Origin of the sequence: Haloactinopolyspora sp. (assembly GCF_027324685.1) — a bacterium.
Classification (GTDB): Bacteria; Actinomycetota; Actinomycetes; order Jiangellales; family Jiangellaceae; genus Haloactinopolyspora.
The window spans coordinates 14104-34291 of the sequence record NZ_DAHVSH010000015.1 but is presented as its reverse complement, the minus strand read 5'-3'; the positions used below and the strand labels follow the sequence as shown (position 1 = coordinate 34291).

Here is a 20188-nt window from a genome sequence, read left to right as displayed (position 1 = left end):
GAATATCCGCGCCGCGGCCGAGGCGTACCCGACTTTCGCAGCTCACCTGCAGGTTGCATACGATGACTCGGTGAGTACGACCACGGCACGGACACCGCGAGCCCAGGACGACGGGGGCCGCTTCACCCGCTGGGTGCCGCTGCCGTCGGAGGCCACGCTCCGGCGCTTGGCCGTCGCGTCGTTGCTCACTCAGGGCGGCATCATCGTCACCGGCGGTGCCGTGCGGCTGACCGACTCCGGTCTGGGTTGTCCCGACTGGCCCCACTGCACGTCCGGCTCCATCGCGGCCACCCCCGAGATGGGCCTGCACGGCGCCATCGAGTTCGGCAACCGCCTGCTGACCTTCGTGCTCGGTCTCGTGGCCGCGGCGATGCTGGTCGCGGTCGTGCGCACGCTGTCCAGCGACCGTGCGCGGCGCGACCTGCTGGTCCCGTCGGTGTTCTTGCTGTGCGTGATCCCGGCCCAAGCGGTGATCGGCGGCATCACGGTGTGGACCGACCTGAATCCCTGGGTGGTGATGTTCCACTTCCTGGTGTCGGCGGTCCTGGTGGGCGTCGCGACGGTCCTGGTCCGCCGGGCCGCCCGCCCGGCCCGTATGGCGCCTGCTCGCGTCGGCCATCCGTGGCTGGAGCGGCTGGCGGTGCTCGTACTGGCGGCCACCGCGGCCGTGGTCTACCTCGGTGCCGTCGTGACCGGCAGCGGCCCGCACGCTGGGGACCCCGAGGCCCGTCGTACCGGGCTCGACGTCGCCGTGGTCACCCAACTGCACGGCGACGCCGTCCTGCTGCTCGTCGGGCTGTCGATCGGGTTGTACTTCACCGCTCGTGCGCTCGGCTCGCCGGGGCGCTCGGCCGCAGCCGCCGCGGTCTTGGTCGCGGTGGAGTTCGCGCAAGGGCTCATCGGCGTGGTCCAGTACCGCCTGGAGCTGCCGGAACTCCTGGTGGGCCTGCACATGCTCGGGGCAGCGGCGATGGTGTTCGCCGCCGTCGACGCCTGGTACGCCACCCGCTGGTTGCCATCGGTCCAGCCGGTGCGTTGACGCCGATGCTCACCGTGGCTGGGTCGAGGCCGACCACGCGGTAGCGGCGGCGCCGGTCCTCAGGTGGATCCGCTCGTCCGGTCGCTCGAGGTAATGCCGTAACGCATGGAACACCACGACCGGGTCACTGCCCAGGCGCCCGGTCGGCATCGCCACCACCGCGTCGCCGGTGACCCAGCCGACGGCGCGCCCGAGCATGCGTGGATGCTCGCGTCGCCTCCGGACCAGCGGCGACGACGGCGTGCCGACGATGAGCAGCCAATGCTGCACCTGGCCGCGCATCCCGAGCCGGCCGGTGTAGCGCAGCGTGGTCGCATCGATGCGCGCGATGTCGTCCCACGGCACAGCGAGACGGTCGAACCCCAGGCCGACGACGACATGGCTCTCGGTCAGGTCGACCCCGAGGTCGGTGCGCGACGAGCGCAGCCCGGCGAGGCCACCCAGCAGAAAGATCGACCCGAGACCTGCCAGCACGACGAATCCGATGATCCCTGTCGCCATCCCGTCGCGCAGCGCCAGCACCGCCGCGGTGCCGCCCAACGCGACGAAGCCGAGACCGGCGACCACCAACGTGATGCTGACCGGCCGCGACGGCGGGCGCACCGCGAATCGGATCCCAGCGGTGCGAACACCGTCGATGTCGATGCGCACCGCGCGGGCCGGGGCGAAGTGAATCTTCGGTCGCGCAAGAAGCGGGCGCTTCTCCCATCCGCCCGGGGGTTGCAGCGATGACCTGGGTGGCTGACCGGGGGAGCTCACGGGACCGTATGGTGCCTCATGCCCGCCGGCGACCGCGCACGGCCCTCGGTCGGGTCAGGCCCGCCGCAGTGCGTCGGCGAGCGTCCGCGCCGGGGCCACGGGGGCGGTCCAGCCGGTACGCCGCGACGCGGCCAGCAACGGCGTGAGGATCGTCTCGGCCCGCTGCGCCTCGTCGTGGCGCTGCCAGGCTCGTGCGACGGCGATGTAGGCATCGGCGCCGTGTAACCAGGCCGCTCCCGCAGGCGCCCCGATCGAGGTGATCATCGCCTCGGCCTCGAGCAGGAGCGGCTTCGACGCGGTGGCCTCGGCCAACGCCGCGAGGCACCGAAGCCGGTAAGCCTCGGTGCGGTGCCGTTCGCATCCGGCCAGACCTCGTTCGAGCACGTCGATCGCCTCGCGGCGGCGGTCCGTCTCGAGCAGAGTGGTGCCGTACATGGCAGCAGCAGCCGCCGTCCACCAGGCGTGCGAGTCCATGGCCACGGCCGTACGACCATGCCGCAGCGCCTCGGCGTGATCGCCTTTCAGCCGCGCGATCCACCCCAGATTCGACACGTACCACGACTCGTCTCCGGCGTAGCCACTGCGCCGGTTGATCGCCAACGCCTCCTCGATCTTGGCGGTGGCGGCGTCCCAGGCGCCGTGAGCGAGCAGCGGGAACGCGGACTCGAACACGCACCACTGCAACAACCACAGATCGCCACCGGCGCGGCACAACGGTTCGAGCCGGTCCAGGACCACGTGCAGCCAGGCGAGCTCACCCTGGTAGGCGTACGCGGTCTTCAGCCCGTCCAGCGCCACCGCCAGCACGTCCGGCTCGCCGATGCCCTCGGCGATGCGCAACGCCTGCCGGCCGTAGGTGAGCGCGTCGTCGAACCGCAGCCGATTGGCCGACAGCACCGCCAGCCAGGACAGCAGGTTCGTCTGGGCGGCCCGGTCGCCGAGCTGCTCGGCCAGCGACAGGCTTTCGACCAGGTAGGCACCGCCTTGCGCGACCGCGCGACCACTGCCCGACCACGCGGGTCCGCCGAGGGCCCGAAGGGCACGCATCTCCAGTTCGCGTTCACCGGCTTCGCGAGCCAGCCGAAGCGCCTCGCCGTGATCGGCTACCGCCTCGTCGTATCGGCGCATCGCTTCTCGCGACCGGCCTCTGGCCAGGTGGGCACGGCCGGCGACATCGAGATCCAAGCCTTCCCGATCCGCCTTGACCGCCTTGGTCAACAGTGCGTCGGCGTCACCGACGGCGTGGCGGAGCAAAGCCCGCTCCCCCGCTGCCAACCACCCGCGTCCGGCCCGCCGCCAGTCGCCGGCCGCACTGGCGTGCCGCGCGAGCGCTTCGGGGTTGTCGGCCAGGAGATCGGCGGCGCGTAGGTGGTACACCTGCCGAGTCGGCAACGGCGTGGCGTCGTAGAGCGACTCTCGGATGAGGTCGTTGGCGAACTCGTAGGCCGTACCGGTCGGCACGGTCAACCGGGTCTCCAGCAGCCGTTCACACCGCCGAGCGGCCTCCTCGGTGCTGATGCCCAGCAGCCCGGCGATGGTCGCCGGAGCGAACGGTGAACCGAGCACGGCCGCGGCGCGAAGGACCTCGTCGGCTGCCGTGCCGGCCCGTCGCACCCGCGCCAGCACCACGGCGCGCAGCGATGGCGGGATGCCACCCACGCCCGAGCGCAGCCCCCGCAACGTCTCGACGACGAACAGCGTGTGCCCGCGGGTCCGGCGGGCGATCTCGGTGCCCCGTCCCCGTTGCCCGGCAGCGGCGGCGAGCCGCGCGATCGCCCCGGGCCCGAGGGGCCCGAGGTCGATGTGCTCGGACACCGCCCCCAGGGTGGCCACGACGTGTTCGTCCTCCTCGGCGCGCACGGTGGCCACGACCAGCACCCGGCTGCCCTCGCTGCGCCGGGCGAGGTAATGGAGCAGCTCGATGGTCGCCTCGCCGGCCTGGTGAACGTCGTCGACGACCAACATCACCGGGCGCTTCACCGCCAGCCGGCGCAGAAACCGGGCGACGGCGTCATAGGTCCGGCGCCGCTCGACGTCGGCGCTGCCCCGTTCGACCTCGCTGTCGCCGAGCAACGCGGCGACCTCCGGCACGAGCGCGGCCAGCGCACCAGCGCGGTCGGGCACGACCTCACGCAGCGTTCGTGCCGGTAGATGTTCGACGAGCCAGGCCAGTGCCTCCACGATCGGCTGGAGGAACAGCGACCGCTCGACCTCGTAACACCGAGCTTTGACGCCCAGCCCGCCGGTGCGCTGGGCGAGCTGCAGCGCCTCGTCGGCCAGCCGGGTCTTGCCGATACCGGCTTCTCCGGTGATCAACAGGACTGATCCGTGGCGCGACACGGTGCGTTCCCAGGCGCCGACGAGTCGCGCCACCTCGTCGGAACGCCCGACGAGCTCAGGCTGACCGCTCGACAGCGGGGCGGGAGCCGGCTCGGCCACGGCGGCGGCTTGTTCACGCAGGATCGCCACGTGCAGCGCGCGGCTCGTCGGGGACGGATCGACACCGAGCTCGGTCGACAGGCCGGCCCGGAGGCGTTCGTAGGCCGTCAGCGCCTTGCCCTGTTCTCCTGCGGCGGCGTAAGCGCGCATCAACGCACGCCCGGCTCGCTCGTCCAAGCGGTCGACCCGTGCGGCGGCCTCGGCAGCAGCCACGGCCGCCGGGACGTCGCCGGTGTGCACCGCCTGTTCAGCTGCCACGAGTCTGGCCCGGCGAACGAGCGCGGCCTGGTTGCGGCGGGCGTCCTCGGCCCACGGTGCGTCGGGTTCGTCGGCCAGGACCGGGGCCGCGTCGATCACCGCCAGCGCGGCCTGTGCTGCGGCGAGCGCGGAGGCCGGTTCGCCGTCCTGGGCCCGCGTCTCGGCCTCGGTCACCAGTTCGCCGGCGTGGGAGAGGTCGACCCGTTGGGTCTCGGCGAGTCGGTAGCCGGACCGGTCGCCGATCACGATGTCCCCGCCCATGGTGGCGCGCAACCGGCTCACCAAGGTCGCGACGCTCCTCGACGGCGCTCGTGGGGGCGAGTCGCCCCACAGGGCCTCCACGATCCGGTCCATCGGCACGATGACGCCGGGCTCGGTGGCCAGCATCGCCAGCAGCCGCCTGCCTTTGCGGTCGCCGATCTCCGCGCGCGTCAACTCCCGCCCCGCCCTGCTGGCCGAGAAACCCCCTACGAGGCGAAGATGCAGGTCGCGCGCGTCGACATGCGTCACACCGACCGTCGTACGCCGGTCGTCGTGGGCGGGTCAAGGACCGTTGGTCCCAGCACCGGCCCCACCGTTGCAGAAGTAGCGCAACCAGACCGCAACACCGACGTGTCATGTTCGCCGGGACCGCGCGGCCCAAGGGGCCGCGGCCAGCGCTGCCTGGGGGAAGCGACATGAGCACGACCATCGACATCGCCAAGATCGCGCACAAGCAGCTGACCGGGTTCAACGGCCACCTCACCGGCCCGCACGACGCCGGCTACGACGAAGCGCGCAGGGTGTACAACAGCATGATCGACAAGCGGCCGGTTCTGATCGCCCGCTGTACGACGCCCGACGACGTCGCGCAGGTGGTCCGGTTCGCCCGAGACAACGAGCTGCCGCTGGCGGTGCGCGGCGGCGGCCACAACGGCGCCGGGCTGGGCACCGTCGACGACGGCGTCGTCATCGACCTGGCGCCGCTGCGCGACATCACCGTCGACCCGCAGGCCCGCACGGTACGCGTGGGCGGCGGCTGCACGTGGGGGGACGTCGACCGGACCACGAACGCTCACGGGCTGGCCACGCCGAGCGGGATCATCTCGACCACCGGTGTCGGCGGGCTCACGCTGGGTGGCGGACTCGGACACCTGACCCGCAAGTTCGGGCTGAGCATCGACAATCTGCTCGAGGCCGAGATGGTCCTGGCCAGCGGTGAACAGGTCCGCGCCAACGCCGAGGAGCACCCTGACCTGTTCTGGGCGATTCGCGGCGGCGGCGGGAACTTCGGTGTCGTCACGTCGTTCCTGTTCCGCGTGCACGAGGTCGACACGGTCGTCGCCGGGCCGACGTTCTGGCCGGTCGAGTCCACGCCGGAGGTGCTCTCGGCCTACCGCGAGTTCCTCCCCGGCGCGCCGCGTGAGCTGAACGGGTTCTTCGCGGTGGCCAAGGTGCCTCCGGCCCCTCCGTTCCCGGAGTCGCTGCACCTCCGGCCGGTCTGCGGCGTCGTCTGGTGCTACGTCGGCGGCGAAGCCGAGGCGCAAGCCGCCATGGCCCCGTTGCTCGACTCCCTACCCGAACCACTCCTGCACGGCCCCGCGGCCATGCCGCATCCGGCGATCCAGAGCGCCTTCGACGCGTTGTACCCGGCCGGCGAGCAGTGGTACTGGCGGGCGGACTTCGTCAAGGAGATCCCCGACGCCGCTGTCGACCTGCACGCCAGGTTCGGCGCGCAACTGCCGACCTGGAAGTCGACCATGCACATGTATCCCATCGACGGCGCCGTCCACGACATCGCGCCGACCGCAACCGCGTGGAGCTACCGCGACGCCACCTGGGGCTCGGTCTTCGCCGGTGTGGATCCGGACCCGGCCAACGCGGACGCCATCCGCGAGTGGTCCGTCGACTACCACGAGGCGTTGCATCCGTACTCGGCCGGCGGAGCGTACGTGAACATGATGATGGACGAGGGCAACGAACGGGTCCGGGCCAGCTACCGCGACAACTACCCGCGCCTGGCCGCGATCAAGGCGGTCTACGACCCGGGCAACCTGTTCCGCGTCAACCAGAACATCGCCCCGGCGGGATGAGGCTGCACCGGCCACCAACCCCCAGTGATCACGGCCGCAAACGCCTCATGATCGTCCTTCTGGGCTGATCCTGCGACGGATTCTGCCTCATGATCGCGCCTCATACGTGATCATGAGGCAGAGTCGGCCAAGGGCTGGCCAGGTCTGCTAAATGCGGCGATCATGAGCCGTTTGCGGCGCTCGGGAGCCGCAAACGCCTCATGATCTCCGGGCAAGGCTCTCGCGTGGAGTACGCGCATAGCCCGGGTTGACACAGTTGCTCGTCACCCCGTACACGGCGCACTCCAGAGCCAGGACTTTCGAGAGACCTTCCAGGGCATGCTTGGCCGGCCACGTACGCCGCCTTGTACGCGCTCGCACGACGCTCGATGGTCCTGCGCAACACAGTCTCGCGCGGCCGGATGTGTGGTCAGCACACGTGTACCGGCGGCGTTGCTCAGCCGAGGATGAGCACGTCAGCCATCACGGCCACGAACACCACGGTCAGATACGTGATGGAACCGTGGAACAGGCGCATGGCGGTCAGCCCCGCACCGTCGGGTTGCCGCCGTGCGCGTCCGTACAGGCGGTGCGCCTCGAGCAGGAACCAGGCTCCGGTGGCGACAGCGGCCAGCCCGAAGATCCACCCCAGGTCGGCGACGGGCCACAACGCGAGGGTCGTGACGACCATGGCCCACGAGTACGCCATGATCTGCAACGCCACGGTCGTGGCCGGCGCCACCACCGGCAGCATCGGCACCCCGGCGCGGGCGTAGTCGTCGCGGTATCGCATCGCCAGCGGCCAATAGTGCGGCGGCGTCCAGAAGAAGACGACAAGGAACAGCAGCACCGGCGGCCACGCGAGCGAGCCGGTCACCGCCGCCCAGCCGATCAACGTCGGCACACAGCCGGCCACGCCGCCCCACACGATGTTCTGGGCGGTCCGCCGCTTGAGCAGCATCGTGTAGATCAGGACGTAGAACAGGTTGGCTGCGATGGTCAACGCCGCCGCCAGCGCATTGACCCAGATGAGCATGATGGCCGTGGCTCCGGCCAGAAGCAGCGAGGCGAAGGCGAACGCGCGGTGGGGCGACACCGTCGCTCGCGCCAGCGGCCGTCGGCGGGTGCGATGCATCACCGCGTCGATGTCTCGCTCGAGCACCTGGTTGAAGGCGTGGGCGCTCCCCCCGGCCAGCGTGCCGGCCAGTAGCGTCGCCAGCACGAGCCCCAGCGGTGGGATGCCTCGTTGCGCCAGGACCATGGCCGGCAAGGTCGTGATGAGCAGGAGTTCGACCACTCGCAGCTTCATCAACGACAGGTAGGCGGCCACGACCTCGCGCATGCGCGCCCATCCGGAGACGGAGCTGCGCACCCCGGCGTCAGGGCGGACGCGACTCGGCTCGAGGGACGTCACCAATCATCCTCATGTGATCGAAGAGACAAGCTGGACGGAATCTTCCGTCGCGTTCTGCCTGTTGAGTCTAACCGTGGGCCCTTACGGCCGAGTGTCCGGGCGCGTCGACGCCGCCGCCGATACGCTCGTCCGTGCCACGTGCCGTCACGCGTACGGCGGCTGAGCACCATTGTCCGGATCCGCACGCCGAGAGGAATGTCACGCCGGTGAATACGACACCTCCCACCCCGACCTCCGCGAGTCCGTCCGCCTCCCCGGGCAGTTTCGAGTGGTCCGAGCTCGACGATCGCGCGGTGGACCTGGGCCGGCTGCTGGCCATGGACGCCGTCGAGAAGGTCGGCAACGGCCACCCGGGCACGGCGATGAGCCTGTCTCCGGTGGCGTACACGCTCTACCAGCGCATCCTTCGTCACGACCCGACCGACCCGCAGTGGCTCGGGCGCGACCGATTCGTCCTGTCCGCCGGGCACAGCAGCCTGACGCAGTACATCCAGCTGTACCTGGCGGGCTACCCGTTGTCGCTGGACGACCTGAAGGCGCTGCGTACCTGGGGCTCCAAGACGCCCGGGCACCCCGAATACGGACACACCGAGGGCGTCGAGGTCACCACCGGCCCGTTGGGATCGGGGCTGGCCTCGGCCGTGGGCTTGGCCTTCGCCGCTCGACGCGAACGCGGGCTGCTCGACCCCGATGCGCCGGCCGGCGAAAGTGTCTTCGATCACCACATCTACGTGATCGCCTCTGACGGCGACCTGGAAGAGGGCGTCTCCGGCGAGGCGAGCTCGCTGGCGGGCACCCAGGAGCTCGGCAACCTGGTCGTCATCTGGGACGACAACCGCATCTCCATCGAAGACGACACCAGCATCGCCTTCACCGAGGACACCGTCGCGCGGTACCGGGCCTACGGCTGGCACACGGTGGAGGTCGATTTCACCGCCGGCGGGGACTACCGGGAGGACCCGCGGGCGGTCTTCGAGGCGCTGGCCGAAGCCAAGTCCGTCACCGACCGCCCGACGTTCATCCGGGTCCGCACCATCATCGGGTGGCCGGCACCCAACAAGCAGAACACCGGCGGCATCCACGGCTCCGCCCTCGGGGCTGAGGAGGTCGCGGCGACCAAGCGCCTCCTCGGCGCCGACCCGGACCGCACCTTCGACGTCGACCCCGAGGTCCTCGCCCACACCCAGCAGGCCGTGGAGCGCGGGCGCAAGTTGCGCGCGGAGTGGGACGAACGGTTCACGGCCTGGCGTGCGGCCAACCCCGAGCGCGCCGCCCTGCTCGACCGGCTGCGGGCCCGGGAACTGCCCGAGGGCTGGACCGAGAGCCTGCCGGAGTTCGAGCCCTCGGAGAAGGGCATCGCGACCAGAGCCGCTTCGGGCAAGGTCATCAACGCCATCGCGCCGGTGCTGCCTGAACTGTGGGGCGGCTCGGCGGATCTGGCCGGCTCGAACAACACCACCATCGAGGGCGAGCCCAGCTTCCTGCCGGTCAAGCGGTCCAGCGCCAAGTTCCCGGGGCACCCGTACGGGCGTACCTTGCACTTCGGCGTACGTGAGTTCGCCGCCGGCCTGATCGCCAACGGCATCGCGTTGCACGGCCTGACGCGGCCGTATGCCGCCACGTTCTTGGTGTTCAGCGACTACCAGCGCGCCGCGGTCCGGTTGGCGGCGTTGCAGGGCATCCCGGTGACGTTCGTGTGGACGCACGACTCCATCGGCCTGGGCGAGGACGGGCCCACACACCAGCCGGTCGAGCACCTCACGTCGCTGCGGGCCATTCCGGGCTTCGACCTCGTCCGGCCGGCCGACGCCAACGAGACGGCCGTGGCGTGGCGGACCATCCTGGAGCACAGCGACCGTCCGGCGGGCATCGCCCTGACCCGCCAGAACGTCCCGGTGTTCGACCGCACGAAGTTCGCCTCGGCCGAGGGCACCGCGCGAGGTGCCTACGTGTTCGCCGAGGCCGATGGGGGTACTCCCCAGGTGATCCTGATGGCCAGCGGTTCGGAGGTGCAACTGGCCGTCGAGGCTCGCGAGCGGCTACAGGCCGACGGCATCGCGACCCGGGTGGTGTCGTTCCCGTCCCACGAGTGGTTCGAGGCGCAGGACGACGCCTACCGCGAGTCGGTGCTGCCGTCCTCGGTTCGCGCCCGGGTGTCGGTCGAGGCTGGTGTGGCGATGAGCTGGCACCGCTACCTCGGTGACGCCGGGCGTGCGGTGAGCCTGGAGCACTTCGGTGCGTCGGCGGACTACTCGACCCTGTACGAAGAGTTCGGCATCACGGCCGACGCCGTGGTGGCCGCGGCTCGTGATTCTCTCTCTCGCGCCTAACCACGACAGGAGCGCTCTCATGTCCGATCCTCTCGGTCGCCTCTCGGACGAAGGTGTCGCCATCTGGCTCGACGACCTGTCCCGCGACCGCATCACCACCGGAAACCTGCAGTCGCTCATCGACGACCGGCACGTCGTGGGCATCACGTCCAACCCGACGATCTTCCACAACGCGATCTCGAAGAGCAGCCTGTACGACGACGACATCCGCCGCCACGCGGCCGAGGGATCCGACGCCGACGCCGCCGTGCGTGACCTGACCACGGCCGACGTGCGGGCCGCTGCCGACGTTCTGGCGCCGGTCGCACGTCGTACGGGCGGGCGTGACGGCCGGGTGTCGATCGAGGTCGACCCACGCTTGGCCCACGACACCGAGGGCACCATCGCGCAGGCGGCCGACCTGTGGACCGAGATCTCCCGACCCAACATCTACATCAAGATCCCGGCGACCAAGGCGGGCCTGCCGGCCATCACGGCCACCATTGCCGCCGGCATCAGCGTCAACGTCACCTTGATCTTCTCCATCCAGCGCTACGGCGAGGTGATGAACGCCTACCAGGCCGGGCTGGAACAGCGCCTGGAGTCAGGTGACTCGCTCGACGGCATCTCCTCGGTCGCCTCGTTCTTCGTCAGCCGGGTCGACGCCGAGGTCGACAAGCGCCTGGAGACCATCGGCACCGACGACGCGCTGGCGTTGCGCGGCAAGGCGGCCATCGCCAATGCCCGGCTGGCCTACGCGGCCTACGAAGACGTCATCGCCGACCCGCGGTGGCAGCGCCTGGAGGCGGCCGGGGCGACGAAGCAGCGCCCGCTGTGGGCGTCCACGTCGACGAAGAACCCGGACTATCCCGACACCATGTACGTCACCGAACTGGTGGCGCCGGACACCGTCAACACCATGCCGGAGTCCACGCTGGAGGCCGTGGCCGATCACGGTGAGATCACCGGCGACACCGTGCGCCCCAACTACGACGACGCCCGACAGACGATGGCCAGGCTGGCCGAGGTGGGCATCGACCTCGACGACGTCATCGCCGTGCTCGAGCGTGAAGGTGTCGAGAAGTTCGAGTCGAGTTGGAACGAGCTGCTGGAGTCGACCGCGGGGAAGCTGGAGGCGGCGAAGTGACGACGAGGAACGTAGCGCCGACCAGTGGGATGGAGGCGGCGAAGTGACGAGTGAGCCACTAGCTGTCACCGTCCATTCCGGCGGCTGGCCGGAAGCGGTCGAGAAGCTCGTGTCCGAGCAGGTGGCTTCGCGCATCGCGGCGAAGGACGCGACGCTGTGGGGCCCGGACGCCGAGGCCGAGGCGTCCATCCGGTTGGGCTGGACCGATCTGCATGAGACCTCCCGGCCGCTGCTGGCCGAGATCGAAGCGCTGTCGGCTGAGCTCCGCGCCGAGGGCCTCGATCGGATCGTGCTGGCCGGCATGGGCGGCTCGTCGCTGGCGCCGGAAGTCATCACGCGCACCGCCGGTGTCGAGCTGACGGTGCTCGACACCACCGACCCGGGAGCGGTTCAGCGTGCGCTGCACGACCGGCTGGAACGCACGGTGCTGGTGGTGTCGAGCAAATCCGGTTCGACGGTGGAGACCGACAGTCAGCGCCGCGTGTTCGAGGCTGCGTTCACCGCGGCCGGCATCGATGCGGCCAGCCGGATCGTCGCCGTGACCGACCCGGGATCCGGTTTGGCCGACAGAGCCGCGGAGGCCGGGTATCGGCGACTGTTCCTCGCTGATCCGAATGTCGGTGGGCGCTACTCGGCGCTCACCGCTTTCGGCTTGGTTCCCAGCGGACTGGCCGGCGCTGACGTCGCGGCGCTGTTGGACGGTGCCGCGTCGGTCGCGGCACAGCTCGCCGCCGATGCACCGGACAACCCCGCGCTGATCCTCGGTGCGGCGCTGGGTGCCTCCGGGCGCGACAAGGTGGCCATCGCCGACGCCGGGTCTGGGATCAGCGGATTCGGCGATTGGGCCGAGCAGCTGCTCGCGGAGTCGACCGGTAAGAACGGCACCGGTGTGTTGCCCATCGCGGTTTCCGGTGTCGACGCCCCGGAGGTGCGCCAGCCTGCCTCGGACGTTTTGGTGGCGCTGCTCGGTCAGCCCGATGCGGCGGTCACCTCTGGTGCGGCGCCGACGATCAGCGTGCAGGGCTCGCTGGGCGCGCAGTTCCTGCTGTGGGAGTTCGCCACCGCTGTCGCCGGGCGATTGTTGGGGATCAATCCGTTCGATCAGCCGGATGTCGAAAGCGCCAAGGCCGCGGCCCGTGGCTTGCTCGACGCACCGCCACAGCCGTCACCGCCGGCGTTCGCCGAGGGCGGCATCGAGGTGCGCGGCCCCGAAGACCTTCTCCAAGGCGTCACGACCGTCGCCGGCGCCGTCGAAGCGTTGCTCTCGCGCCTGGAGGACGACAGCTACCTGGCCGTCATGGCTTACCTCGATCGCGAAGGCGCCGACGCGTCGCTGGCCGACGTCCGCGAACCGCTGGCCGTCCGCACCGGCCGGCCCACCACGTTCGGGTGGGGTCCGCGGTTTCTGCACTCCACTGGCCAGTACCACAAGGGCGGCCCGCCGCAGGGCGTGTTCCTCCAGGTGACCGGTGCGCCGGCGAACGACGTGGCCATCCCGGACCGGCCGTTCACCTTCGGTGAGCTGATCAGCGCCCAAGCCGCCGGCGACGCCCGGGTGCTCACCGAGCTCGGCCGCCCGGTGCTACGGCTGCACCTCACCGACCGGCAGGCCGGCATCGACACGCTGAAAGCGATCCTCCGATGAACGCCGGCATGGCCCGCAATCCGCTTCGCGACAAGCGCGACAAGCGGATGCCCCGCATCGCCGGCCCGTCCGGGCTGGTGATCTTCGGCGTGACCGGCGATCTGGCCCGCAAGAAGTTGATGCCGGCGGTCTACGACCTGGCCAACCGGGGCCTGCTGCCACCGGGTTTCTCGCTGGTGGGCTTTGCTCGCCGCGACTGGGCTCAGCAGGATTTTCACAAGCAGGTTCGCGACGCCGTCCGCGCCCACGCACGCACGCCGTTCAAGGAGTCGACGTGGAAGCAGCTCGCCGACGGCTTCCGGTTCGTTCCCGGTGACTTCTCCGACGACGACGCATTCGACCAGCTCGCCGAGACAGTACGCGAGCTCGACGAGAAGCAGGGAACGGGCGGCAACCATGCCTTCTACCTGTCCATCCCGCCGGGCTTCTTCGACACCGTCTGCAAGCAGCTCGCCCGCTCGGGCTTGGCCGAGCCGGAGAACGAAGACCAGTGGCGCCGCGTCGTCATCGAGAAGCCCTTCGGGCACGACTTGGCCAGCGCACGCGAGCTGAACCGAACCGTCGAGGCGATCTTTCCGGCGGACAGCATCTTCCGGATCGATCACTACCTCGGCAAGGAGACCGTCCAGAACATCCTGGCGATGCGGTTCGCGAACCAGCTGTTCGAGCCGATCTGGCACGCCCACTACGTCGACCATGTCCAGATCACCATGGCTGAGGACATCGGGATCGGTGGGCGGGCCGGCTACTACGACGGCATCGGCGCCGCCCGCGACGTGATGCAGAATCATCTGCTGCAGTTGCTGGCGTTGGTCGCCATGGAGGAACCGGTCTCGTTCGAAGCCGCCGACCTGCGTGCGGAGAAAGAGAAGGTGCTCTCCGCAGTCCGGCTGCCGCACGATCTCGACCGCTACACCGCTCGCGGCCAGTACACCGCGGGTTGGGCCGGGGGCGTCCAGGTGGCCGGGTTCCTCGAGGAGGACGGGATCGCGCCGGACTCCACGACCGAGACGTACGCCGCGGTGCGTCTGGACATCGACACGCGCCGCTGGGCCGGGGTCCCGTTCTACCTGCGGACCGGCAAGCGCCTGGGCCGCCGGGTCACCGAGGTCGCCATCGTGTTCAAGCGCGCGCCACATCTACCCTTCGAGTCCACGGCCACCGACGAGCTCGGCGAGAACGCCCTGGTGATCCGGGTGCAGCCGGATGAAGGCGTGACCCTGCGCTTCGGCTCCAAGGTGCCGGGGACCTCCATGGAGGTCCGCGACGTCACGATGGACTTCGGCTACGGCTACGCGTTCACCGAGGAGAGCCCGGAGGCTTACGAGCGGCTCATTCTCGATGTGCTGCTCGGCGACCCGCCGCTGTTCCCGCAGCACGAGGAGGTCGAGCTGTCGTGGAAGATCCTCGACCCGATCGAGGAGCACTGGGCGAGCAACGGCAAGCCCGATCAGTACACGTCCGGCAGTTGGGGTCCGCCGTCGGCGGATGCGATGCTCGCCCGTGACGGTCGGCATTGGAGGCGTCCATGATCATCGACATTCCGTCGACGTCGGCCTCGGACGTCGCCAGGCGCATGGTGGAGCTGCGCGAGTTGCACGGCGCCGTCGCGCTGGGGCGCGTGCTCACCTTGATCGTCGTGGTGGAGGAAGCTGACGCCGAGGACGCCATCGCCTCGGCCAACCACGCCAGTCACGAACATCCCAGCCGCATCATCGTCTTGATCAGGGGGACTTCGCGCGGTTCGGCCAGACTCGACGCCCAGATCCGCGTCGGCGGGGACGCCGGTGCGAGTGAAGTGGTCGTGCTGCGTGCGTTCGGCCCGCTCACTCAGCACCTCCAATCTGTGGTCATCCCGCTGTTGCTGCCCGACAACCCGGTGGTGGCGTGGTGGCCGGCCGAGGCGCCGGCCGTGCCCGCGGACGATCCCATCGGGCGATTGGCGCAGCGACGTATCACCGACGTCGCAGGGTGCAAGCGGCCGATCGCAGCGCTACGCGACCGGGTCGCCGGATACCGGCCCGGCGACACCGACCTCACGTGGACGCGGCTGACGCTGTGGCGCGCGTTGCTGGCGGCCGCCCTCGACCAGCCGCCGTACGAAACGGTCCTGTCCGCCCGGGTGGTCGGCGGCCCGGACAACGCCAGCGCGGACCTGCTGGCCGGTTGGCTCGCCCTGTGCCTCGACGTCCCGGTGACCCGGACCAAGGCGTCCGGCGTCGACGGGTTACGCAGCGTCCGCCTCGACCGTGAGTCGGGCCCGATCTCGATCGAGCGCGACGATGACGAGCTGGCCGTCCTGCGCGCTCCAGGACGAGCCGACCGGCGGGTCGCCCTGCCGCGGCGCACACCCGCTGACTGCCTGGCCGAGGAGCTGCGTCGCCTCGATCCCGACGAGATCTACGGTGAGGTGCTGGCCGAAGGACTCCGCCGCCAAGCAGAGACGGGCAAGGTCACCCGGGCGAAGGCGAAGGTGGGGCGATGAGCACCGCACCGACCGTCGTTGTCCACCACGACGCCGACCTCCTCGCCGAGGCAGTCGCGGCGCGCCTGATCACCCGCTTGGTCGATGCCCAAGCCACCCGCGGGCATGCCTCGGTGGTGCTCACCGGTGGCCGGGTGGGCATCGCGACGTTGCGCGCCGTCGCCGCGTCGCCGGCGTGTCCAGCGGTCGACTGGTCGGCCCTGGACGTCTGGTGGGGCGACGAACGCTTTCTCGAGCCGGGCGATCCGGAACGCAACGAAACCCAGGCCCGCGCGGCCCTGCTCGATCACGTCGACGTGGACGAGTCGCGCGTGCACCCGATGCCCGCAGCCGGTACTGACAGCCCGGAGGCGGGCGCGGAGCGCTATGCCGCCCAGGTGACCGAGTACCTGCGAGCCATTGAGCACACCGGGGCTCCGGCCTTCGACGTGTTGCTGCTCGGTGTCGGCCCGGACGGTCACGTGGCGTCGTTGTTCCCGGAGCAGCCGGCGCTGTATGACGATCGTCCCGTGGTCGCGGTCCACGGGGCGCCCAAGCCGCCGCCCACCCGGATCAGCCTGACGCTGCCGACCATTGCCTTGGCCGACGAAGTGTGGCTCGTCGTCGCCGGCGAGGACAAGGCGCCGGCGGTGCGGATGGCCCTGGGCGGCGCGGGCGAGGTACAGATCCCGGCGGCCGGCGCACGAGGACGGCGCGCCACTCGGTGGCTACTCGACCGCGCCGCAGCCGCCGAGATCCCCGCCGACCTCCCTCGCCCCGCTTCGCCCTGACACCACTCAAATGATCATGTTCACTAGGAAAACGCCTGCCGCACCACCCATGCACGCCTCTTGATGCAGCACAACGCCTCGTGGTGTAGGCACCGTTTCATGATCCACTCTTGACAGCGTCGCAGACAGCGTCGACCATTATCGGTCAAGTCCGAAAGATTGCCGCCAACTTCACCAACCGGACAGGCTGGACGGCGCTGATCCCGCTCGAAGCCAGTGAGGCGGTCGGCGATCAGCCGGTCGCGGCCGAGCTCCATGGCAGCCGGCGTCGATCATGGCGAAGGAGCGTGTGCGCACGATGGGTCCTCAACTCCCCTCACGTCGGTCAATCCTCAAAGCTGGCGCTGCGACAGGCGGCGTCATCGGGGCCGCTGGTCTCGGCATCAGCAGCGCGGCGGCCGATGAAGACACCGGTGCCGCGCCTCCGAGGCCGGTCGGCAGTCCCGGATCGATGATCGGTGTGCCGTTCGATGCCTACGGCGACCAGGTGCGCGTCGGGATCGTCGGGGTCGGCAATCGCGGCACGCGCCTACTGGAAGCGATGCTGCAGTTCCCGGAGGTGCGCGTCACGGCGGTTTGCGACATCAATCCGCCGAGGGTGCACCATGCTGCCGAGATGGTGCAGGCTACCGGGCAGCCGGAACCCGCTCGCTACAGCGGCCGGGGCGGTCACTGGCAGACGCCGCAGGAGAACTACGAACTTGCTGTCCACCACTCGAAGCTGGTGCGAGCCGGTACCCGGCCGGACCCGGACGCCGACGACGACTACCGCGCCCTGTGCGCTCGGGACGACGTCGACATCGTCGTCAACGCCTCGTCATGGGAATGGCACCACCCGGTCTGCATGACCGCCATGCTGAACGGCAAGCATGCAGCCACCGAGGTTCCCCTGGCCATGGAGCTGGAGCACCTGTGGGACCTCGTCAACACGTCGGAGGCGATGCGGCGGCATTGCATCATGCTGGAGCAGGTCGTCTATGGACGAACCGAGCTGCGGCTGCTGCGCATGGCGCACGACGGTCTGTTCGGCGATCTCCTGGTCGGTGCGGGCGGCTATCACAACGAGGGTCGCGCCGCGGCCTTCAACTCGACCGGAGGTACCCGGTATCCCGAAGGCTGGCGGCGGCGCTGGTGGTACCGCCGTGACGGCGATTTCTACAGCATGCACGGCGTTGGCCCGGTGGCCCCCTACATGGACATCAACCGGGGCGACCGCTTCGAAAGCATCGTGTCGATGAGCAGTCCGGCCATTGGCCTGACCGCGTTCCGGGAGCAACACGTGCCCCCGGAGGACGCAGGGTGGAATGACCCTCCCTACATCAAGGGCGACCGCACACTGTCGCAGGTCATGACAGCGAAAGGTCGCGTCATCCAGGTGTCGCACGACGAAACGGTGCCCCAGCCCTACACGAGGGTCAACTGGCTGGCGGGCACGCAGGCCACGTTCAACGACGACCCGCCTCGCATCTTCGTCGACGGCACGTCGGACAACGGTTGGGACGACCTCGACGACTACGGACACTACGATCACTGGCTCTGGGAGATCGACGCACCCCTCGAAGAGCACATGTTCCGCCGTCTGTTCCAGACGATGCGCCTCGGGCTCGTGCCCGACATCGACGTGTACGACTCCGCCACGTGGTCGGTGCAGATCCCCCTGAGCACAGAGTCGATCAGGCGGGGCAACCGGCCCGTCCGGGTCCCCGATTTCACCCGCGGTCAGTGGGAGGAGTACCGGGACGGCTTGGACCGGCCCAATCCGGAAGGCTGAGATCCGCACCGATCAACAGCAGCGCATCGACGACGACCAGCCGAGCACGTGATGGGCGGTAGGCATGACGGAAGAATCAGTGGCAGGCCGAGAGACCGGTCGGATCTTGCCGAAGCTCAAGGTGATCGGTCCGGCGTTGTTGTTGGCGGCGGTCGTCATCGGTCCTGGCAGCATAGCGCTGGCGACCATCGCCGGCAGCACCTACGGGTACCAGTTGCTCTGGGTTCCGGTGGCCGCCATCGGCTTCATGATCGTGTACACCTGGATGGCGGCACGGATCGGGCTGGTGACGGGCCGGACGCTGTTCGGCGCGACTCGGCAGAAGTTCGGGCCGACCATGGCGCGCCTCGGTGGCATCGCTGGATTCTTGACGATCCTCGCCTTCCAAGCCGGCAACAACGCCGGCATCGGGTTCGCGACCGAGGCGTTGTTGGGTCTGGATGTCCGGCTGTGGGCCGGCGTCTTCACCGCCTTGGCGATCGGGTTCATCTGGCTGTCCGAGCTCTATGCCAAGATCGAATGGCTGGTCCGCGTCGTGGTCGGCATCATGCTCCTGGCATTCGTCGGGACACTCGTCATCGTCGGATTCGATCCAGGGGAGGCAGCCCGAGGCCTGGTCCCGACGTTCCCAGACGTCGACGGCGTCTTCCTCAGCCTCGGGATCGCCGCGACGACGTTCTCGATCGCCGCCGCGGTCTACATCTCGCACCTCATGCGGGAGAAGGAATGGGGGCCGGAGCGACTGCGCAGCCAAGCGTTGGACACGTTCGTCGGGTTGGCTGTTCTCGGCCTGATCAGTGTCGTGATCATGTTGACCAGCGCGAGCGTCACCTACGGGCAGACCGGCCCTGTCTTCTCCGCGGAAGCCATGGCCAGCCAGCTCGAACCCATCGCCGGAGCAGGCGCCTTCTATCTGTTCACCTTGGGGTTCTTCTTCGCCAGCCTGTCGTCCCTCGTCGTCAATGCGCTCATCGGCGCGACGCTGCTGGTCGACGGATTCGGCGGTGATCCGTCAATGGGCGGGCGCCAGGTGCGGCTGTGGTCGACGACAGCCATGCTGTTCGGTTTCGCGGTCGTCCTGGTCGCGGGCGAGAGCCCCATCGAGCTGCTGCGCGCTGCTCAGGCGCTGGCTGTGCTGGCGTTCCCGCTGCTGGCCTTCCTGGTTCTCTCGATCGCGCGCGACAAAGACATCATGGGAAGGTATGCCAACAGGCCGTGGGTCACCGTCGTTGGAGTCGTCGGGTACCTGGTGGTGCTGGGAATCGTCGTGAACTACGCGCGCGAGGTGATCGAGTTCCTGTGACCTCAGTGCGCAGCAGCGTCACCAGCGAATGATGAGGCGCCCACGGCCACCGCGCGCCGTAGACGGCTCATGATCACCTCATGCACGCGGATCAACTCGAGCCACGGCGCAGGTGGCGTGCTACAGGCTGCGACGCTTACGCAGCGCTTGCAGTGCCTCCTCGAGGATCGCCGCGCCATCCTCGTCACTGCGGCGTTCTTTCACGTAAGCCAGGTGCGTCTTGTACGGCTCGATCCGCGGCGCCGCGGGCGGATGGTCGCGGTCCTGGCTCGCCGGGAGTCCGCAGCGCACGCAGTCCCACGACTCGGGGATGACGGCTTCGGCCGCGAAGCTTGGTGAGCTCTCGTGACCATGTTCGCAGTAGTAGGTCACCTGGCGGCGCGGCGCGGCGTCACCACGCTCCGCTTCGCCCATGGGACCAGCACCGACTCGGCTTCCACGAATTGCGTTGCCACCGACCACGGCGAGTCCTTCCTGTCGACCTATCCCGCGTGCATCAGGCCGAGAGCGATGATCGCCGCAGCCCAGATCAGCCCGAGCGCGACAGTCAACCGGTCAAGGTTGCGCTCAGCTACCGACGAACCACCGACCGAGGACGACACGCCGCCACCGAACATGTCCGAGATGCCGCCGCCTTTGCCCTTGTGCATCAGCACCAACAGGATCAGCAACAGGCTGGTGATGACGAGCAGGATCGAGAATGCCAGTTCCACGGTGGTCAGCCTTGTCCTTCCTCAACGGCGACGGCAGGGGGCGCCGTGCACGCGGGCCATAGCTTACGCGCTCGAACCCGCTCCA

15 protein-coding genes and 1 pseudogene are annotated in these 20188 nt (G+C 69.5%); 10 read left to right on the top strand and 6 right to left on the bottom strand.

Annotated elements, in window-relative coordinates; all coding sequences use genetic code 11:
• Positions 1 to 70: 70 nt before the first annotated feature.
• Complete coding sequence (locus tag M6444_RS02310) at positions 71 to 1039, top strand: COX15/CtaA family protein (protein WP_298322596.1); 969 nt, start codon at positions 71 to 73, stop codon at positions 1037 to 1039.
• A 9-nt stretch (positions 1040 to 1048) separates the two neighbouring features.
• Here the strand turns inward: M6444_RS02310 and M6444_RS02305 are convergent, their stop codons facing one another.
• The gene (locus tag M6444_RS02305; protein WP_298322593.1) at positions 1049 to 1798 is read right to left on the bottom strand and encodes a hypothetical protein; all 750 of its coding nucleotides are present in this window, start codon (positions 1796 to 1798) and stop codon (positions 1049 to 1051) included.
• 54 nt (positions 1799 to 1852) lie between these two features.
• The gene (locus M6444_RS02300; RefSeq protein ID WP_298322590.1) at positions 1853 to 5005 is read right to left on the bottom strand and encodes an AAA family ATPase; all 3153 of its coding nucleotides are present in this window, start codon (positions 5003 to 5005) and stop codon (positions 1853 to 1855) included.
• A 167-nt stretch (positions 5006 to 5172) separates the two neighbouring features.
• Between M6444_RS02300 and M6444_RS02295 the strand changes: the two genes are divergently transcribed.
• Complete coding sequence (locus M6444_RS02295) at positions 5173 to 6567, top strand: FAD-binding oxidoreductase (RefSeq protein ID WP_298322587.1); 1395 nt, start codon at positions 5173 to 5175, stop codon at positions 6565 to 6567.
• Positions 6568 to 6792: 225 nt separating this feature from the next.
• Here M6444_RS02295 and M6444_RS22850 read toward each other — a convergent pair.
• Together M6444_RS22850 and M6444_RS02290 are read right to left on the bottom strand one after the other, a co-directional pair.
• Positions 6793 to 6928: pseudogene (locus M6444_RS22850) on the bottom strand (SDR family NAD(P)-dependent oxidoreductase); the annotation flags it as partial.
• 75 nt (positions 6929 to 7003) lie between these two features.
• Positions 7004 to 7960 (bottom strand): heme o synthase, encoded by a 957-nt coding sequence (locus M6444_RS02290; RefSeq protein ID WP_298322584.1) that lies wholly within the window; start codon positions 7958 to 7960, stop codon positions 7004 to 7006.
• 206 nt (positions 7961 to 8166) lie between these two features.
• Between M6444_RS02290 and tkt the strand changes: the two genes are divergently transcribed.
• The 8 genes from tkt to M6444_RS02250 all read left to right on the top strand — a co-directional run bounded on the left by tkt (position 8167) and on the right by M6444_RS02250 (position 19390).
• The gene (gene tkt / locus M6444_RS02285) at positions 8167 to 10290 is read left to right on the top strand and encodes a transketolase (RefSeq protein WP_298322582.1); all 2124 of its coding nucleotides are present in this window, start codon (positions 8167 to 8169) and stop codon (positions 10288 to 10290) included.
• 19 nt (positions 10291 to 10309) lie between these two features.
• Positions 10310 to 11416 carry a transaldolase gene (tal, locus tag M6444_RS02280; protein WP_298322579.1) on the top strand — a complete coding sequence of 369 codons (1107 nt, stop codon included), beginning with the start codon at positions 10310 to 10312 and terminating at the stop codon, positions 11414 to 11416.
• A 43-nt stretch (positions 11417 to 11459) separates the two neighbouring features.
• Positions 11460 to 13061 (top strand): hypothetical protein, encoded by a 1602-nt coding sequence (locus M6444_RS02275; protein WP_298322576.1) that lies wholly within the window; start codon positions 11460 to 11462, stop codon positions 13059 to 13061.
• Positions 13058 to 14593, top strand: coding sequence for a glucose-6-phosphate dehydrogenase (gene zwf / locus M6444_RS02270; RefSeq protein WP_298322573.1), 1536 nt, complete (start codon positions 13058 to 13060; stop codon positions 14591 to 14593). Before M6444_RS02275 ends, zwf begins: the two co-directional genes overlap by 4 nt.
• Positions 14590 to 15546, top strand: coding sequence for a glucose-6-phosphate dehydrogenase assembly protein OpcA (opcA, locus tag M6444_RS02265; RefSeq protein WP_298322570.1), 957 nt, complete (start codon positions 14590 to 14592; stop codon positions 15544 to 15546). Before zwf ends, opcA begins: the two co-directional genes overlap by 4 nt.
• A complete protein-coding gene (gene pgl / locus M6444_RS02260; protein ID WP_298322568.1) occupies positions 15543 to 16316 on the top strand; it encodes a 6-phosphogluconolactonase in 774 nt (257 codons plus the stop codon). The genes opcA and pgl overlap by 4 nt, the downstream gene beginning before the upstream one ends.
• Positions 16317 to 16767: 451 nt before the next feature.
• Positions 16768 to 18087 carry a Gfo/Idh/MocA family oxidoreductase gene (locus M6444_RS02255; protein WP_298322566.1) on the top strand — a complete coding sequence of 440 codons (1320 nt, stop codon included), beginning with the start codon at positions 16768 to 16770 and terminating at the stop codon, positions 18085 to 18087.
• Between the two features lie 64 nt (positions 18088 to 18151).
• The gene (locus tag M6444_RS02250) at positions 18152 to 19390 is read left to right on the top strand and encodes an Nramp family divalent metal transporter (RefSeq protein ID WP_298322563.1); all 1239 of its coding nucleotides are present in this window, start codon (positions 18152 to 18154) and stop codon (positions 19388 to 19390) included.
• A 120-nt stretch (positions 19391 to 19510) separates the two neighbouring features.
• On the opposite strand, the gene M6444_RS02245 is transcribed toward M6444_RS02250, so the two are convergent.
• Positions 19511 to 19852, bottom strand: coding sequence for an RNA polymerase-binding protein RbpA (locus M6444_RS02245; RefSeq protein ID WP_298322560.1), 342 nt, complete (start codon positions 19850 to 19852; stop codon positions 19511 to 19513).
• 20 nt (positions 19853 to 19872) lie between these two features.
• Positions 19873 to 20103: a preprotein translocase subunit SecG gene (secG, locus tag M6444_RS02240; protein ID WP_298322557.1), complete on the bottom strand. Its 231-nt coding sequence runs from the start codon at positions 20101 to 20103 to the stop codon at positions 19873 to 19875.
• Positions 20104 to 20188 lie beyond the last annotated feature (85 nt).

Excerpts from the sequence above, each read along its gene's own strand:
- M6444_RS02295 (WP_298322587.1), top strand. The coding sequence starts at position 5,173 with ATGAGCACGACCATCGACATCGCCAAGATCGCGCACAAGCAGCTGACC.
- tal (WP_298322579.1), top strand. The coding sequence starts at position 10,310 with ATGTCCGATCCTCTCGGTCGCCTCTCGGACGAAGGTGTCGCCATCTGG.
- zwf (WP_298322573.1), top strand. The coding sequence starts at position 13,058 with ATGAACGCCGGCATGGCCCGCAATCCGCTTCGCGACAAGCGCGACAAG.
- opcA (WP_298322570.1), top strand. The coding sequence starts at position 14,590 with ATGATCATCGACATTCCGTCGACGTCGGCCTCGGACGTCGCCAGGCGC.
- pgl (WP_298322568.1), top strand. The coding sequence starts at position 15,543 with ATGAGCACCGCACCGACCGTCGTTGTCCACCACGACGCCGACCTCCTC.
- M6444_RS02255 (WP_298322566.1), top strand. The coding sequence starts at position 16,768 with ATGATCGGTGTGCCGTTCGATGCCTACGGCGACCAGGTGCGCGTCGGG.
- M6444_RS02250 (WP_298322563.1), top strand. The coding sequence starts at position 18,152 with ATGACGGAAGAATCAGTGGCAGGCCGAGAGACCGGTCGGATCTTGCCG.